The organism is Nonomuraea recticatena (assembly GCF_039533245.1).
Taxonomy (GTDB): domain Bacteria; phylum Actinomycetota; class Actinomycetes; order Streptosporangiales; family Streptosporangiaceae; genus Nonomuraea; species Nonomuraea roseola.
On the sequence record NZ_BAAATE010000007.1, the window covers coordinates 26,937 to 43,219 of the forward strand.

Genomic DNA, 16,283 nt, shown 5'->3' on the forward strand with positions numbered 1-16,283 from the left:
GGCCCGGCCCTCAGGACCGGGCCCTCATATCTCCTGCGCGCCGTCGAGCCCGCCCCTCGCCCCGTCGGGCCTCTTCCCCGCGCCGTCTGGCCTCTTCTCCATGCCGTCGAGCATGACGAGCAGGTAGTGGGCCGCGCGCTCCTGCGGCAGGTCGGCGTGACAGGTGAACGGGCTCAGCAGTCTCATCACGTCGGCCACGCCGACGTCGGCCCGCATGTCGCCCCGCTCCTGCGCCGCGGCCACGAGCGCGTCGAGCCGCCCGACCATGCCCGCCTTCACCCTGGTGAACTCCGGCATGGCGTCGAAGAGCTCCTGGGGCAGGTCGGCTCCTGGTCGAAGATCACCAGCACGGTCGAGGACCTCACGGGACACGCGCCCAGGTCGCTGGCCGACTACCTCGCCGACCACGCGGCCGACTTCGCGTGATGAGCCGTCAGGGCACGCCGCGGATCTTCCACACCAGGGCCGCGCCCAGCAGCGCCAGACCCCCCGCGGTCAGGTACAGGACGGGGTAGCCGCCGAGGCCCGCGACGATCGGCCCCGCGATCACCGGGCCGAGCACCTGGGGCCCCGAGTTGGCGACGTTGATGACGCCCAGGTCCTTGGCCCTGCCGCTCGCGGTGGGCAGCACCTGGGTGACCAGCGCGTTGTCGACCGAGAGATAGACGCCGAAGCCGAGCCCGAGGACCACCGCTGCGGCCATGACCACCGGCCACTGCGGCCAGAACGCCAGCATGAGCGCCGGGACCGCGCTGATCAGCCCCGAGACGGTGACCAGCAGCCTGCGCCTGCCGAGCCGGTCGGAGACCACCCCCGCCGCGACCGTGGTGAGCACCACGGCGCCCGTGTAGAGCAGGATCAGCACCAGCAGCCCGTCGCTGGCCTTCTCGCCGGGGAACAGCCTCTCGTAGCCGACCTCGTCGGTGAGGAAGTACAGCAGGTAGAGCGTGGAGATCGCGTTGCCCAGCATCATCAGGAAGCGAGTGATCCACGCCCAGAAGAAGTCGGCCGACCTCACCCACAGCTGCCCCGGGTCGAACGGCGGGCGCTCGGTCAGCCTGGGGTCCCTGGTCGTCAGCACGAAGGGCAGCACCAGCACCGCCACCACCGCGCCGACCAGGAGGTAGCCGGACCTGGTCGTGGAGGCGACGACGGTGACCAGCACGACGGCCAGCACCACGCCGACCGACTGGGGGACCCCGATCCAGCCGGAGACCTCGCCGCGCTGCCCCACGGGCACGCGGTCGGGCACGCCCGCGCTCAGCGCCGCCTGCGTGGCGTTGAGCGCGGCCTGCGCCAGGCACCAGCCGACGGCGATGCCGAGCACGCTGGTCTGGAAGGAGAGGAACACCATCGCCGCGCCGCCGCCCAGCGCGCCCGCCAGCGTCCACGGATGCCTGCGGCCCCACCTGCCCGTGGTGCGGTCCGACAGCGCGCCGGCGACCGGGTTGGCCAGCATCGCCACGAGCGCGCCCGCACCCGTCACCCAGGCCAGGGCGCTCTCCTTGCCTTCGGGGGCGAGCACGGCGATCTGCTCGGGCAGCAGCACCTGCAAGGGGGCGAAGTAGCCGACGAACAGGGCCAGGTTGGCGGTCGCGATGCCCGCGACCCACCAGGGACCCACCCTGCGCACGGGCTCGGCGAGGGCGTCGCCGGAGATGGGTGGGGAGACGCTGCTCATCCGGCCTCCGCGCGGGACGATGGGGGGACTCGCGGTGCGCCGCATGCTACGCCCTGAGGATCATCTCGGCCACACCTGTGAGCACGGCGGGTGGTGACCAGTGGGACCATGTCTTGGTCAAAGCGGTTCTACGGAAGGTCATGATCGGTGAGGCGGCTAGTCACGGTCCTGCTGCTCGCGTGTGCCGCGCTGGGTCTGGCGGTCACGCCCGCCCAGGCGCACAACGTGCTGACCGGGAGCGACCCCAAGGAGGGGGCGCGGCTCCAGGCCGCGCCCGAACAGGTCACCCTCGAGTTCGACCAGCCGGTACGGCAGGGCTTCGCGCAGGTCACCGTGACGGGGCCGGACGGTGGCAGGTGGGAGGCGGCCAAGGCGTCGGTGAGCGGCGTCAAGGTCGTCACGAAGCTGAGGCCGCTCGGCCCCGCGGGCGACTACGTGATCGGCTACCGGATCCTGTCGGCCGACGGGCACCCCGTCTCCGGCAAGGTGACGTTCGCCCTCGCGGTCGCGGGCACCGGCGCCGCCTCCTCCGAGGCCCCGGCGGCGCAGCCGTCCGCGCAGGCCGCCGACCTCAGCGCCCAGGCCTCGGAGGCGGCCGCGAACGGCGGCGCAGGCATGGCCATCGTGTGGGTGGTCGGCGCGCTGGTCCTGCTGGGCGGCGGCACGGTCGTCGCACTGCGCCGCGCAGGCCCCGCCCCCTCCCCCGCGCCCGAGGCGGCAGAGCGCTCCCCCGGCCACGAGACGGCCGTCTCGCCGCACAGGGACGCCGCCGAATGACCGTCACCGAGGTCAGGCCCGTCGCAAGGGCGGGCGCGCGGATGCCGGGCGGCCTGATCCTGGGCGCCCTGATCCTGGCCGCCGTCGTGTCCGTGGTCGTGGCCAGCACGCTCACCGCGGAGGAGGCCGTCCCAGGCATCCCGATGCCAGGCCCCCTCGTCGAGTACGGCCTGCCGATCGTCAGGGTCCTGCTCGACCTGGCCGCCGCCGTGGTGGTGGGCCTCAGCCTGCTCCCCAAGTTGCTGGGCTTCGACGACCCCGGCTCCACCGAGCCCGTCATGAGCAGGGCCAGGGCCCACGCGGTCACCGCGGCGTGGATCTGGGCGATCACCGCCCTGGTCACGATCGTCTTCTACACCGCCGAGCTGAACCCGGGCGTGGTCCCGAGCCTCGGCATGATCGCCACCTACGTCGGCACCGTGGGCGCGGGCCAGGGCCTGTTGTTCAGCACCGCCTGCGCGCTGGCCTACGCCGGCATCGGGCTGCTGGCCGTCAGGTTCGGCGAGAAGGTGCCCGCCGAGCTGCGGATCGTGATCGCGCTGTTCGGCCTGTTGCCCGTGCCGGTGACGGGGCACGCGGTCGACTCCGTCTGGCACGACCCGATCATGATCTCGATGGAGCTGCACGTGATGGGCGCGGCCGTCTGGACCGGCGGGCTGCTGGCGGTGGCGGCCATGGTCGCGCCCCGCGGCGACCTGCTGGCCCTCGCGCTGCCGAAGTTCTCCAAGGTCGCCACCATCTCGCTGGCCCTGGTGTCGCTGTCGGGCCTGGTCAGCGGCCTTTCCACGATGGCGCTCACCACCGGCGTCGAACTGCCTGGCGACCTGGTCGCCTCCGAGTACGGCCTGCTCGTGCTGGCCAAGATGGCGCTGGTGGCCCTGCTGATCCCGCTCGCCGCCAACATCAGGTGGCGGCTCATGCCGGGCATCGCCGCCCGACGCAAGAGCTCCATCGCGGCCTGGGCGGCGATGGAGCTCGTCGTGATGGGACTGGCCTACGGCGTGGCGGTCGCGCTGACCCGCGCCCCGATCGGCTGATCGGCGGCGCGCAGCCCGAACCTGGTCACGAACCACTCCATGGCCAGCCAGGCGATGGCCAGCCCCGAGGCGGCCCACACCGCCGAGGAGGGGGCCAGGGGCGGCGCGGCCAGCAGCGCGTGCTGGACGACCAGCGAGCCGTACACGGCGATGGTCGCCAGCGCGGAGCCGAGCACGGCCCGCAGGTACGGGAGCCTGACCAGGAAGGCGACGTCCACCGCGACGGCCGCGATGATCAGGAAGAACGGCACCGCGGACTCGGGGAAGCCGGTGACGCTGAGCAGCGGCCAGATCGCGGCACGGTAGGCGACCAGCACGGTGGCCACCAGCGTCGCGGTGCCGAACCTGCCGACCATCATGCGCGCCACCGCCAGCACGATCAGACCCGCGACGGTGAAGTAGACCGGGTAGAGGAAGTCGGGCACCGGCAGCGAGAAGGCGACCATCATGTCACGGTCCACAGCGCGCCCCATCTGGTCGGCGGCGAACTGCATGAGGATCGGCTCGGCCTCGGGCGCGCCCCTGTCCCACGCGGCGATGGCGAAGACGCCGTACTCCTGGTGCTGGGCGGGGAAGAGGATGTTCTCCAGGAAGTAGACGAACAGCGCGCCGAGCACGAGCTTGCCGCCCGAGCCCTGGTACCAGCCGCGGATCACGCCCGCGATCATGAAGAAGGTTCCCAGGTAGAGCATGATGTGCGACGGGCTCCACGAGGTGATGTCGAGCCCGTTGACGCGGTGGTTGATCAGGTCGAGCGGCACCGCGACCAGGAAGACGCCGGTGCCCCACTGGATCAGCCGCAGCGCGGTCCTGTCCACGCCGTAACCGGTGTAGCCGTGGATGATGGTCAGCGCCAGCACGATGGCCGTGCCCGCCGAGTTGAGCAGATGCGGAGGGGCCAGGTCGTCACGCAGCCACTTGAAGTGCCAGGAGACGTCCCATGAGGAGCCCAGCACCTTCAGGGCGAATGCCAGCAGCCACCCGTAGTAAAGGATCTTGAAAAGTTCGGGTGGTGTCTCGCGGCCGGCCTGCCCGCGGGTCCAGTAGGGCAGGGCCCACTCGACAGCTGCTCGTATTCTCACGCCAGCACATCATGCCTGGCCTTTACCTTCTCCGCAATCAGGCATGATTTCCCCATGCGCACAGCCACTCCCGACGACGCAGAGGCCATCGAGGGCGTCAGGATCGCCACATGGAAGTTCGCCTACAGGGGCGTGATCGACGACGACCACCTCGACGGGCTGGCGGTCACCGAGCCCAACGTCGCCCTGCGGCGCCAGGCGCTCGCCTCGGGCCGCACCCGCGCGATCGTGGCCGAGTCCGGCGGCGAGGTGGTCGGGTTCAGCATGTACGGCGACAGCCGCGACGAGTTCTCCGACGCGGAGGTCTACGCGATCTACGTCCTGCCCGGCCATCTGTCCACAGGGCAGGGCCGCGCCCTGATGACGGCCACGGTGGCGGACATCCCCCCGCACCAGACGGTCGGCCTGTGGGTCCTGACGGGCAATCCGCGCGCCCGGCGCTTCTACGAGCGCTTCGGCTTCACCGCCTCAGGCCGGGCGAAGGTGGAGGACGGCCTGGAGGAGATCCACTACGTCCTGGCCGCCCGCGGCCACTAGCGCCTCCCCGCGCACGCCGGTACGGCGGGACAGGGTCGCCCCGCCTGTCCCGCCGTCTCCTGATCTCAGACGAGCGCCCTGCGCTTCAGCGCGGTGAGCCCCGCGGCCGAGCAGGCGATCGTGATCACGGTCATGACCAGGAGGGGGCCTGCGCCGAACTCCTCGCCGGACAGGACCATCGGCAGGTTGGGGAAGGGCACGACGTACTTGGCGATCCAGTAGTCGATGCCCATGATCGGCCCGAGCACCTCGCCGAAGAGGTTGACGAACAGGAAGGCCGCCCAGCTGATCCCTGCCGCCGCCCTGGGCAGCAGGCCGAAGGCCAGCACGCCGACCCCCGCGAGCACCCAGACCGCGGGGATCTGCACGAGCGTCCCGCCCAGCACGCCGAGCGGGTCACCGGCGGCCAGCCCCAGCGTCAGGCCCGCGACCGCCAGGATGAGGGCGCTGCCCGCGAGGGCGAGAAACAGGTGGCCGCCCGCCCAGCGCAGCCGGCTGACCGGCGTGGCGAGCAGCAGCTCGGCGCGGCCCTCGAGTTCCTCCTTGCGCAGCCGCAGCAGGGCCAGCAGGGGGTAGAGGGCGGCGACGTAACCGAGGCTGAGGGCGATCAGCCACAGGTAGGCGTCGGTCATCGACGCCTCGGGCGAGGCGGTGTAGCGGCGCAGGAACTCCTGGACCGAGGCGCCCTGCCTGGACACCTCCGGGATGGAGCGCGCCAGAGCGCCCAGGACCAGCCCGGCCAAGGCGTAGCCGACGCTCCAGCCGGCCAGCAGTCCCCTGTGCAGGCGCCAGGCCAGGGACAGGGGGCTGCGCAGCCGTGCCGATCCCGCCGGGCCTGGGCGCTGGGGGATGAGGCCGTGCCCGAGGTCACGGCGACCGGCCAGCAGGTAGGCGAGGGCGGCGGTCAGCGCGGCGAGCGCCAGGGCGGGCAGCAGCGCCGCCCAGTTGTCGTCACCGTAGGGCCTGACCAGGTGGCTCCAGCCCTGGGGTGACAGCCACTTGAGCCAGGTCAGGCCGCTGCCGTCGGCGGTGAAGCGCACCAGGTAGCTGACGCCGAGGACGAGGGCCGCCAGGCCGATCGCCGCGCGGGCGCCCTCGGTGAGCTGCGCGGCCAGCGCGCCGACGCCGGTGAAGACCAGCCCTGCCGCGGTGATCGCGGCGCCGAAGCACAGCGACCCCGTGACGTCGAAGCCCGTGGAGATCATGGCGAGCGCGCAGATCAGCCCGGTCGCCACCATCGCGCCCGCGGTGAAGACCAGGGCGGCGGTCAACGGCGCGAAGCGGCCGATGACGCCCGCGCCGACCAGCTCGGCGCGGCCGGACTCCTCCTCTCCGCGGGTGTGGCGGACGATGGTGAGGATCGCGATCAGGGCCAGGACGGTGTAGATGGCGTCGGCGTTCTTCCAGACCGCCATGCCCGCGACCGTGGGCGAGTGGACCTCGCCCGCGAAGGCGGTCAGCGCCCTGTTGGCCGCCATCTCGCGGGCGAAGTCGGCGATCGAGTGCGCGGTGGGGAAGCTCTGCGCGTAGCGGCCTGCCTGCCCGGCGGCGAGTACGGCCAGCAGCGCCATCCAGAAGGGGGCGATCAGCCGCTCACGGCGGATGACCAGGGCGGTCAGCCTCCAGGTCCCTGTCGTCATCGGGCGCTCTTCTCGGATTCGTAGTGACGCATGAACAGGTCCTCGAGGGAGGGCGGCTGGCTGGTCAGGGCGACGATCCCGGTCTCGGACAGGCGGCGCACGGCCTTGTCCAGGTCGTGGTCGGCGACCTGGAAGGTGACGCGGCGTCCCTCGGTGACCAGGCCGCCCGCCCACGGCAGCTCAGGAACGGGCCCCGCGAGCTCGGCGGTGATCCGCGTCATGGTGAGGTGGCGCAGCTCGGCCAGCGTGCCGGACTCCACGGTGCGGCCCGCGCGGATGATGCTCACCCTGTCGCACAGGGACTCGACCTCCGACAGGATGTGGCTGGACAGCAGCACGGTCCTGCCTCGCCGCTTCTCCTCCACCACGCACTGCTGGAAGACCGACTCCATCAGCGGGTCGAGCCCGGAGGTCGGCTCGTCGAGGATGAGCAGTTCGGCGTCGGAGGCGAACGCGGCCACCAGGGCGACCTTCTGCCTGTTGCCCTTGGAGTAGGTCTTGGCCTTCTTGCGCGGGTCCAGCTCGAAGCGCTCCAGCAACTCCTCGCGGCGGGACGCGTCGAGCCCTCCGCGCAACCTGCCGAGCAGGTCGATCACCTCGCCGCCGGTCAGCGCAGGCCACAGGTTCACGTCTCCCGGCACGTAGGCCAGCCGCCTGTGCAGCTCGGTGGCCTGCCTCCACGGGTCGCCGCCGAGCAGCGTGACCCGTCCCGAGGTGGCTCGCATCAGGCCCAGCAGGATGCGGATGGTCGTGGACTTCCCCGCGCCGTTCGGGCCGAGGAAGCCGTGCACCTCGCCGGTCCGCACGGTCAGGTCCAGTCCGTCGAGCGCGTGCGCCCTGCCGAAGCTCTTGTGGAGCGCCTGGACGGAGATGGCGATGTTCATATCGCTCCTCGAGGGATGTGCTTGCGGCTCAGAACGCTAGAGAGCAGGCGGGGCCGGAGGTATCGGGCATGTGCCCAATGCCGCGGAGCCGGGCCCGGCCACGGAGTGCGCACCTGGAAGGGAGGCCCGGCCGACCCTGGATCGGCGTATCGGGCGTTCGCCGGATAGGTTGCGACGCATGCTTCACGGGCGGGACAAGGAGTGCGAGCGCGTCGGCCGGTTGATCGAGGGCGCGAGAGAGGGCCGCAGCGCCGCCCTCGTGATCCGCGCCGAGCCTGGCACAGGGAAGTCCGCCCTGCTCGACCACGCCGCCGGGGAGCGCCGAGGCCTGCGGGTGCTGCGAGCCGGCGGCATCGAGACCGAGTGCGAGCTGCCCTTCGCCACCCTCCACCAGCTCCTGCGCCCCCTGCTCGGCGGGCTCGACGCGCTGCCCGAGCCGCAGGCGCAGGCGCTGCGCGGCGCGCTCGGGCTGGCCAGGTCCGAGGGCAGGGACCGCTTCCTCATCGGCCTGGCCACCCTGACCCTGCTGGCCGAGCACGCGCCGCTGCTGTGCCTGGTGGACGACGCGCACTGGGTCGACAGGGCCTCGCTGGAGGCGCTGCTGTTCGCCGCCAGGCGGCTCGACGCGGAGGGCGTCGTGCTGATCTTCGCGACCAGGGCGATGGAGCGCGACGTCCTCGCCGCGGCGGGGCTGCCCCAGCTCCCTCTGGCGGACCTGGACCGCCAGGCAGCTCTCAGCGTGCTGCTCGAGCACGCTCCCGGCCTTCGCGACCACGTGCGCGACCGGATCGTCGAGGAGTCGGGCGGCAACCCCCTGGCGCTGATCGAGCTGCCTCGAATGGATCAGGACTCCCTGCCCGCTGGGCCACTGCCGCTGCCGCGCCGGCTCCAGGAGGCCTACCAGGAGCGGATCACCGCGCTCCCTCCCGACACCCGCACCCTCCTGCTCGCCATGGCGGCGGAGGATCTGGCCGCCGCGCTGCGGGCCACCGGGCTCTCCCTCGCCGCGCTGGCCCCCGCCGAACAGGCAGGGCTGGTCGAGGACGGCGCCTTCAGGCACCCTCTCGTACGCGCCGCCGCCTACCAGGGCGCCTCCTTCGCCGAACGCGTCGCCGTCCACCGCGCTCTGGCGCGCGACACCGGCGGGCATCGCAGGGCGTGGCACCTGGCCGCGGCGGCCACAGGACCCGACGAGCAGATCGCGGCCGCCCTGGAACGGACGGCCGCGCAGGCCGGCCAGGTGTCGGGGTACGCCGAGGCCGCGGCCGCCCTCGAACAGGCCGCCAGGCTCACCCCCGCCACACGCGACAGGGTCCGCAGGCTCACCGCGGCCGCCACGCTCACGGCCGACTCGGGACAGAGCGACAGGGCCGCGGCGCTGATCGACCAGGCCCGCCGGCTCGGCGGCGCCTCGGCCGAGCTGGCACGGCTGCGCGCCCGCGTCGAGTTCGAACACGGCTCCCCCGAGGCGGCCTGGCGGCTGCTCCTCGACGCAGGGCCCGAGCTCCTGATCGAGGCGGCCAGGGTCGCCTGGTCGGTCGGCGACAGCGCCGGGCTGCTCGCCGTCAGGGAGCGGCTCGACGCCGGGCCGGCGGCCTTGGTCACCGGCGTGGTCGAGCTGCTGTCCGGCGACCCCGGCATCGGCCTCGACCTGATCAGGCGGCACGCCGGCCTGGCGCCGCCCCGCGGGGGCGCGGACGGACTGCAGATCAGCGCCACGGCCCTCGACCTGCTCGCGGGGGATCTGGTCTCGGCTCGGGACAGCCTGCTGAGGCTGGCCGCCGACCTGCGCTCCCGCGGCGCGATCGGCTGGCTGCCCGGGGTCCTGACCGTGCTGGCCGAGACCGAGCTGCTGCTCGGGCGGACCAGGGACACGACCGCGACGGAGGCGTTGCGCATCGCGCAGGACACCGGGCAGGTGCGGCACGCCTCCCACGCCCGTGGCCTGCTCGCCTTCGCCGCCGCGCTCAGGGGCGAGGACCTCGCGCAGGCCGGCCCTGGCACCGGCGACGCCGGCAGGGACGGCTCGGGCAGGGACGACTCGGGCGGGGACGGCTCAGGCGGGGAAGGAGACTGGGCGGGGCGGGCGCAGGCGATGCTCGACCTCGGCAGGGGGCGCTTCGAGGCGGCGCTCGATCGGCTGGATCTTCTCGCGCACCGTCCGCACGGGGTGTACTTCGTGCCCGACCAGGTCGAGGCCGCCGTCAGGTCGGGCCGTCCGCACCTCGCGCCCGTGGCGCGATTCGAGAGCTGGGCGCGGGCGTCGGGCCGGCCGTGGGCGCGGGCCGTACGGCATCGCTGCCTCGCCCTGCTGGCCGATGAGCCCGAGGAGCACTTCGAGCAGGCGGTGGCCTGCTCAGAACTGCCCTTCCAGCAGGCCAGGAGCAGGCTCCTGTACGGGGAGTGGCTGCGCAGGTCCAGACGGAAGAGCCAGGCCAGGACCCAGCTGCGGGCCGCGCTCGAGACCTTCGAGCAGGCGGGGGCGGCGGCGTGGGCCGCGCACGCCCGCGCCGAGCTGCGAGCCGCGGGCGAGGCCGCCGCGCCCCCTGCCGACGACCTGCTGGCCGCGCTCACGCCGCAGGAGCTCCAGATCGTCAGGCTGGCCGCGACGGGCGCCACGAACAAGGAGATCGGCGCGCAGCTGTTCCTCAGCCCCAAGACGGTCGGCCATCACCTCTACCGGGCCTTTCCCAAGCTCGGCGTCTCCAACAGGACCGAGCTGGCCCGCCTGAGCCTGTTCGCCTGACCCCGCCGCTCAGGCGAGGCCGTCTCAGCTGCTTCTCAGGACTGCTCAGTACGCTCGGCCCATGAAGAGAGCAGCCGCGCTGGTCGCGGCGCTGGCCGTACTCGCGGCGGTGGTCTGGCTGGTGTGGCCTTCCACCCCCGAGGTCAGGGGCCAGGAGCAGCGGATCGCCGTCATGGACGGTCCAGAGAACGACCAGCGGGTCGAGCTCGACACGACATATTTCGCGCCCGAGGGCGGCGGCAGGGCACCGGCCGTGCTGCTGGCCCACGGGTTCGGCGGCAGCAAGCAGAGCGTGAGGGCCCAGGCCGTACGGCTGGCCGGGCAGGGTTACGCGGTGCTGACCTGGTCGGCGCGCGGCTTCGGCCGCTCGACGGGGCAGATCGCGCTCAACTCCCCCGACTACGAGGTCAAGGACGTCAAGCAGCTGATCGACTGGCTGGCCAAGCGGCCAGAGGTCCGGCTCGACGCGCAGGGCGACCCCCGCGTCGGCATCGCGGGCGGCTCCTACGGCGGCGCGATCGCGCTCATGACCGCCGCCCACGACCCCAGGGTCGACGCGATCGTCCCGATGATCACCTGGAACGACCTGTCGCAGGCGCTGTTCCCCAACGGCGTGTTCAAGAAGATGTGGGCCGGCCTGTTCTTCAGCAGGGGCGGCCCCAGCGTGGAGACCCAGGGGCTGGGCGCGCTCACCGCGGCGCCGCGACCGCTGTCGGCGCAGGAGGCCAGGTGCGGCAGGTTCCTGCCCGCCGTGTGCGAGATGTACCAGCAGGCCGCCGCCACGGGCAAGGCGACGCCCGAGGCGATCGCGCTGCTGCGCGAGTCGAGCCCCGCCGCCGTGGCGGCGCGGATCAAGGCGCCCACCCTGCTCGTCCAGGGACAGCGCGACTCGCTGTTCACCCTCGCCCAGGCCGACGCCAACGCCAAGGCCATCTCCTCGGCCGGCACGCCCGTCGAGGTGGTGTGGTTCGACGGCGGGCACGACGGCGGCAACGGCGAGGTCGACTGGCTCGACGAGCTCACCCTCGGCTGGTTCGACCGCCACCTGCGCGAGAACGCCGTCACCGAGACCGCCGACCGCTTCGTCATCACCAGGGACGGCGGCCGCGACCCCGGCACCAGGCAGCGCATCCGCCTGCACCCCGGCGCCGACCGCTACCCCGGCCTGAACGGCACCTCGACCGCGCAGATCCAGCTGGCGGGGCCCGACCAGAACGTCGTCAACCCGCCGGGCGGCAGCCCCGCCTCGATCTCGGCGGTGCCGGGGATGGGCGGGCTGCTCAGCGGCGCCCAGGGCAACCTCAGCCTCTCCCTGGACATGCAGGGCCAGAGCGCGCTCTTCGAGTCGGCGCCGCTGGCGGCCCCGCTGCAGCTCACGGGGGCGCCCACCGTCACGGTCAGGGTGCGGGGAGAGGGCGAGGTGACACTGTTCGCCAAGCTCTACGACGTGGCCGACGCCGCCACCCCGCCGACGCTGCCCGCAGGGCTGGTCGCGCCGGTGCGGATCACGATCCCCGAGGGCAAGGGCAGCGCGGAGGCGACGATCACGCTGCCCGCGGTCGACCACCGCTTCGCGGCGGGCCACAAGGTGCGGCTGGCGCTGACGACGACCGACATGGGGTACGCCACGCCCGCCGAGCCCGCGAGCTACGTGGTGGGCCTGGCCTCGCCCGTGCTGGCGGTGCCGACGGTGGCCGCCCTCGAGGCCGCCCCGACCGGGCCCGTGTGGTGGACGTGGGCGCTGCCGCTCGCCGCCGTCGCGGTGGCCGCGCTGCTGCTGGCCACCGGCCGCCGGCGTCCCGTGGGCAGGGGCACGGCCCACTCCCCCGGCGCCGTCGGCGCGGACGCGTCCGTGGCCGCCCTCGGCGGGGACCCGCGCGTGGACGCCGAGGTGCCGCTGGAGATCAGCGGCCTGACCAAGGCCTACCGCAACGGCGACAAGGCCGTGGACGACCTCTCCTTCCGCGTGGAGAAGGGCCAGGTGCTGGGGCTGCTCGGGCCGAACGGCGCGGGCAAGACCACCACGATGCGGATGATGATGGGCCTCATCCACCCCGACAGCGGCGAGATCCGCATCTTCGGCGACAAGGTGACCCCAGGGGCGCCCGTCCTTTCCAGGCTCGGCTCGTTCGTCGAGGGGCCTGGCTTCCTGCCGCACCTGTCGGGGCGCGACAACCTCACGCTGTACTGGCAGGCCACCGGGCGCCCCTCGGCCGACGCGCACATGGAGGAGGCGTTGGAGATCGCCGGGCTCGGCGCCGCGCTGGAGCGGGCGGTGCGCACCTACTCCCAGGGCATGCGCCAGCGCCTGGCCATCGCCCAGGCCATGCTCGGCCTGCCCGACCTGCTCGTCCTCGACGAGCCCACCAACGGGCTCGACCCGCCCCAGATCAGGGAGATGCGCGAGGTGCTCAAGCGCTACGCGCGCGACGGCCGCACGGTGATCGTCTCCAGCCACATGCTGGCCGAGGTCGAGCAGACCTGCAGCCACGTGGTGGTCATGACCCGCGGCCGCCTGCTGAGCACGGGCCCGGTCTCCGACCTGCTGGCCACCGCCCGCCACAACGGCCACGGCCCGCGCCTCGAGGACGTGTTCCTGGAACTGATCGGAGACAAGTCATGAGCACCGCGGCCGCGGGTTACGACGCGCGCAGGACGCTGCCGCTCCGCGTGGAGATCGTCAGGCAGTTCAAGCGGCGGCGCACGCTGGTCATGTTCGGCCTGCTGCTCGCGCTGCCGTGGATCCTGGTGATCGCCTTCCAGTTCGGCCCGCAGAACCCGAACCAGCAGAACGCCCTGCGACTGTCGGACCTGGCCACGCAGAGCGGCCTCAACTTCGCCGCGTTCGCGCTGTCGGTGTCGGCCAGCTTCCTGCTGGTGGTGGCGGTGGCGCTGTTCTGCGGCGACACCGTGGCGAGCGAGGCCAACTGGTCGTCGCTGCGCTATCTGCTGGCCGCCCCGGTGCCGCGCGACAGGCTGCTACGGCAGAAGCTGATCGTCGCGCTCGGCTACTCGGCGGCGGCGGTGATCTGCCTGCCGCTGATGGCGCTGCTGGCGGGGACACTGGTGTTCGGCTGGAACGACATCCAGGTGCCGGGGACGGGCGAGACGATCCCGGCCTTCGACGTGCTGCCGCGTTTCGGCATCGTCATCGGCTACGCGCTGGTCAGCCAGCTCGTCGTGGCCTCGGTGGCCTTCCTGCTGTCGACCGTCACCGACTCGCCGCTCGGCGCGGTGGGAGGGGCGGTCGGGCTGGTGATCGTCAGCAGCATCCTGCAGGCCGTGGAGGCGCTCGGGACGCTCAGGGAGTTCCTGCCGACGTTCTGGAACACCGCGTGGCTGGACGCGCTGGCGCCGGTGCTCGACTGGGGCGGGATGACCAAGGGCGCGGCGGTGTCGGTGACCTACGCGGTATTGCTGTTCGCGCTGGCCTTCCGCCGGTTCAGGAGCAGGGACGTGGTCAGCTGACTCACCAGTGCGGGGGCTTGTTCTCCAGGTAGAAAGCGTCGGAATCGTCCTCCTGGCGCTCTCCCCAGCCGAGGTCGGTGTCGTCGGCGGTCTGCTCAGGTAGAAATTCACTCACGGCAACAATGCTATCCGGAGGGAGAAACACCACCCTCACACATGTGCGGCACAAGGGACAGTCAAGGCTTGTCGAGGTACAGTGGAGCGCGCGTGAGAAGGTGTCCGGCTACCCCCCGTGAGGCTGCCCATGGCCACCCCGACAGGTTGGCGTCGAGAAGGCAATTTGCCGGCGGAGCTCACGAGCTTCGTCGGCCGGACGAGGCTGCTCGCCAACCTCAAACGCCACTTGTCCGACGAGAACACCAATCTGGTGACCGTGACGGGCATCGGTGGCGTCGGCAAGTCGCGAACGGTTCTGCGCCTGGCGCACCAGGTGCGCGGGCAGTTCGAGGACGGCGTCTGGTTCGCCGACCTGGCCAGGCTGCAGGACGCGGGCATGGTCAAGAACACCATCGCCTCGGCCCTCGGCGTGGCCGACCAGTCGGCCCGCGGTGAGTCCGAGTCGCTGTCGGAGTGGGTCGCCAACCGCAACATGCTGCTCATCCTCGACACCTGCGAGCACCTCATCGAGGGCTGCGCCGAGCTGATCGACGAGCTGCTGCAGGCCAACCCCAACCTGAAGGTGCTGGCCACCAGCCGCCAGTCGCTGCACCTGCCGTACGAGCACGTGGTGCCGGTGCCTCCGCTGGCCGTGCCCGGCGAGGACCCGCACGAGAACATGTTCACCAACGAGTCGGTGCAGCTGTTCGCGGCCAGGTCGGGTGCGGTCGTGCCCGACTTCGTGCTCGACGAGCACAACATCGGCTCGGTGGCCGAGCTGTGCCGCAGGCTCGACGGCATCCCGCTGGCGATCGAGCTGGCGGCGGTGCGGCTGCGCGCCCTGTCGGTCGAGCAGATCCTGGGTCTGCTGACCGACCGCTTCAGCCTGCTCGCCGGCGCGAGCCGTACGGCGCTGCCGCGCCACCAGACGCTGCGCGCGGCCATCGGGTGGAGCCACGAGCTGTGCGAGCCCGCCGAGCGGCTGCTGTGGGCGCGCCTGTCGGTCTTCGCAGGCGACTTCGAGCTCGACGCGGCCAGGTTCGTCTGCTCCGACGACCGGCTGCCCGCCGAGGACATCACCGACCTGGTCACCGGCCTGGTGGAGAAGTCGATCCTGCTCATCAGGAGCGACCACGCGGGCGTGCGTTACAAGCTGATCGACACGCTGGCCGAGTACGGCGAGGAGTGGCTGGAGAAGCTGGGCGAGTCGCAGCGCCTGCGCCACAAGCACCTGGCCTACTACCTGAGCCTGGCCCGCCGCAGTGAGGACGCCTGGTCGGGGCCGCGCCAGATCTATTGGTTCGTGCGCATGCGCCAGGAGCACGACAACGTCAGGCTCGCTCTCGAGCACGCCCTGCGCACGCCGGGCGAGAGCCGGATGGCCCTCGAGCTGCTGTCGTCGCTGTGGTTCATGTGGATCTGCTGCGGCTTCGTCCGCGAGGGCCGCGTCTACCTCGAGCGCGCGCTGCGCGCCAACCCCGAGCCCAGCAAGGAGCGCTGCAAGGCGCTGTGGGTGCTGTCCTACGTGCGCAGCGCCCAGGGCGACAGCGTGGGTGCGCTGGAGGCGGCCGAGAAGTGCAGCAGTGAGGCGGTGCTGGTCGGCGACTCACGCGCGGTCATCCTCGCCTCCAAGATGCAGGGCACGGCCGCGCTGCTCCAGGGCGACCTGCAGAAGGCCAGCGCGCTGCTGGGCATGGCGACCGAGTTCAACACCGGCAACAAGGAGCTCAACCCCGGCCTGCTGCCCGCCATCGTCGAGCTGTCGATCGTGCTCACCACCCAGGGCGAGCTGTACGAGGCCGAGTCGTTGCTCGTCGACGTCCTGCAGGTGTGCAAGGAGCGCGGCGAGCTGTGGGTCAGCTCCTACGCCTACTGGGCGCTGTCGATGCCGCTGCTGGCCAGCAACAGGCTGGACAGGGCGCTGGAGAGCGCCCAGGAGGGCCTGCGGATCAAGCGCCACTTCCACGACACCGTGGGCAGCATGATGGTGCTCGAGACGATGGCGCGCATCATGGTGGGCCTGAACCAGCCCGACAGGGCGGCCAGGGTGCTGGGTGCGCTGCACCAGAACTGGCGGGCGGCGGGGCTGCCGATGCTGGGCGCTCCCTTCTTGACAAGTGAGCACGAAAGGGCAGTCAAGGAGTGCCAGAAGACTCTCGGCGAGGAGGCCTACCGTCGAGCCTTCGACGCGGGCTCCAAGCTGGACCTCGACGAGGCGACGAACCTCGCGCTGGACGACCTCGACGCGGGACCGGCTCCTGTGTGATCATTTCCTCTGTGTCCGAAATACCCCTCCGTTTAGCCTCTTATCACGCTGACGGATTTGGCGCCTTTA

The 16,283-nt window shown here is 72.1% G+C and carries 12 protein-coding genes; 7 read left to right on the forward strand and 5 right to left on the reverse strand.

Features of this window, described 5'->3' with window-relative positions; all coding sequences use genetic code 11:
• Nucleotides 1-24: 24 nt before the first annotated feature.
• Together ABFX50_RS16010 and ABFX50_RS16015 are read right to left on the reverse strand one after the other, a co-directional pair.
• Nucleotides 25-372 carry an SbtR family transcriptional regulator gene (locus ABFX50_RS16010; protein ID WP_346147143.1) on the reverse strand — a complete coding sequence of 116 codons (348 nt, stop codon included), beginning with the start codon at nt 370-372 and terminating at the stop codon, nt 25-27.
• Nucleotides 373-433: 61 nt separating this feature from the next.
• A complete protein-coding gene (locus ABFX50_RS16015; protein WP_346147145.1) occupies nt 434-1,681 on the reverse strand; it encodes an MFS transporter in 1,248 nt (415 codons plus the stop codon).
• A 147-nt stretch (nt 1,682-1,828) separates the two neighbouring features.
• Between ABFX50_RS16015 and ABFX50_RS16020 the strand changes: the two genes are divergently transcribed.
• Together ABFX50_RS16020 and ABFX50_RS16025 are read left to right on the forward strand one after the other, a co-directional pair.
• Nucleotides 1,829-2,458, forward strand: coding sequence for a copper resistance CopC family protein (locus ABFX50_RS16020; protein ID WP_346147147.1), 630 nt, complete (start codon nt 1,829-1,831; stop codon nt 2,456-2,458).
• Complete coding sequence (locus ABFX50_RS16025) at nt 2,455-3,495, forward strand: copper resistance D family protein (RefSeq protein ID WP_346147149.1); 1,041 nt, start codon at nt 2,455-2,457, stop codon at nt 3,493-3,495. The genes ABFX50_RS16020 and ABFX50_RS16025 overlap by 4 nt, the downstream gene beginning before the upstream one ends.
• Here the strand turns inward: ABFX50_RS16025 and ABFX50_RS16030 are convergent.
• Complete coding sequence (locus ABFX50_RS16030) at nt 3,453-4,577, reverse strand: hypothetical protein (RefSeq protein WP_346147151.1); 1,125 nt, start codon at nt 4,575-4,577, stop codon at nt 3,453-3,455. The genes ABFX50_RS16025 and ABFX50_RS16030 overlap by 43 nt on opposite strands.
• A gap of 54 nt (nt 4,578-4,631) precedes the next feature.
• Here ABFX50_RS16030 and ABFX50_RS16035 point away from each other — a divergent pair, with 54 nt between their 5' ends.
• Nucleotides 4,632-5,114: a GNAT family N-acetyltransferase gene (locus ABFX50_RS16035; RefSeq protein ID WP_346147153.1), complete on the forward strand. Its 483-nt coding sequence runs from the start codon at nt 4,632-4,634 to the stop codon at nt 5,112-5,114.
• A 65-nt stretch (nt 5,115-5,179) separates the two neighbouring features.
• Here the strand turns inward: ABFX50_RS16035 and ABFX50_RS16040 are convergent, their stop codons facing one another.
• Both ABFX50_RS16040 and ABFX50_RS16045 read right to left on the reverse strand, forming a co-directional pair.
• Nucleotides 5,180-6,754, reverse strand: coding sequence for an ABC transporter permease (locus tag ABFX50_RS16040; protein ID WP_346147155.1), 1,575 nt, complete (start codon nt 6,752-6,754; stop codon nt 5,180-5,182).
• Entirely contained in the window at nt 6,751-7,638 is an 888-nt protein-coding gene (locus ABFX50_RS16045; protein ID WP_346147157.1) for an ABC transporter ATP-binding protein, read from the reverse strand. Before ABFX50_RS16045 ends, ABFX50_RS16040 begins: the two co-directional genes overlap by 4 nt.
• A gap of 178 nt (nt 7,639-7,816) precedes the next feature.
• On the opposite strand from ABFX50_RS16045, the gene ABFX50_RS16050 reads away from it, so the two are divergent.
• The 4 genes from ABFX50_RS16050 (at nt 7,817) to ABFX50_RS16065 (ending at nt 16,214) form a co-directional block, all read left to right on the forward strand.
• A complete protein-coding gene (locus ABFX50_RS16050) occupies nt 7,817-10,384 on the forward strand; it encodes a helix-turn-helix transcriptional regulator (RefSeq protein ID WP_346147159.1) in 2,568 nt (855 codons plus the stop codon).
• A gap of 61 nt (nt 10,385-10,445) precedes the next feature.
• Entirely contained in the window at nt 10,446-13,007 is a 2,562-nt protein-coding gene (locus ABFX50_RS16055) for a CocE/NonD family hydrolase (RefSeq protein WP_346147161.1), read from the forward strand.
• The gene (locus tag ABFX50_RS16060) at nt 13,004-13,852 is read left to right on the forward strand and encodes an ABC transporter permease (protein WP_346147163.1); all 849 of its coding nucleotides are present in this window, start codon (nt 13,004-13,006) and stop codon (nt 13,850-13,852) included. Before ABFX50_RS16055 ends, ABFX50_RS16060 begins: the two co-directional genes overlap by 4 nt.
• A gap of 280 nt (nt 13,853-14,132) precedes the next feature.
• Nucleotides 14,133-16,214 carry an ATP-binding protein gene (locus ABFX50_RS16065; RefSeq protein WP_346147165.1) on the forward strand — a complete coding sequence of 694 codons (2,082 nt, stop codon included), beginning with the start codon at nt 14,133-14,135 and terminating at the stop codon, nt 16,212-16,214.
• Nucleotides 16,215-16,283: the final 69 nt, after the last annotated feature.

What these genes read in the sequence shown, in the direction of transcription:
- ABFX50_RS16015 (WP_346147145.1), bottom strand. Translation starts at nt 1,681, where the DNA reads ATGAGCAGCGTCTCCCCACCCATCTCCGGCGACGCCCTCGCCGAGCCC.
- ABFX50_RS16025 (WP_346147149.1), top strand. Translation starts at nt 2,455, where the DNA reads ATGACCGTCACCGAGGTCAGGCCCGTCGCAAGGGCGGGCGCGCGGATG.
- ABFX50_RS16035 (WP_346147153.1), top strand. Translation starts at nt 4,632, where the DNA reads ATGCGCACAGCCACTCCCGACGACGCAGAGGCCATCGAGGGCGTCAGG.
- ABFX50_RS16040 (WP_346147155.1), bottom strand. Translation starts at nt 6,754, where the DNA reads ATGACGACAGGGACCTGGAGGCTGACCGCCCTGGTCATCCGCCGTGAG.
- ABFX50_RS16045 (WP_346147157.1), bottom strand. Translation starts at nt 7,638, where the DNA reads ATGAACATCGCCATCTCCGTCCAGGCGCTCCACAAGAGCTTCGGCAGG.
- ABFX50_RS16050 (WP_346147159.1), top strand. Translation starts at nt 7,817, where the DNA reads ATGCTTCACGGGCGGGACAAGGAGTGCGAGCGCGTCGGCCGGTTGATC.
- ABFX50_RS16055 (WP_346147161.1), top strand. Translation starts at nt 10,446, where the DNA reads ATGAAGAGAGCAGCCGCGCTGGTCGCGGCGCTGGCCGTACTCGCGGCG.
- ABFX50_RS16060 (WP_346147163.1), top strand. Translation starts at nt 13,004, where the DNA reads ATGAGCACCGCGGCCGCGGGTTACGACGCGCGCAGGACGCTGCCGCTC.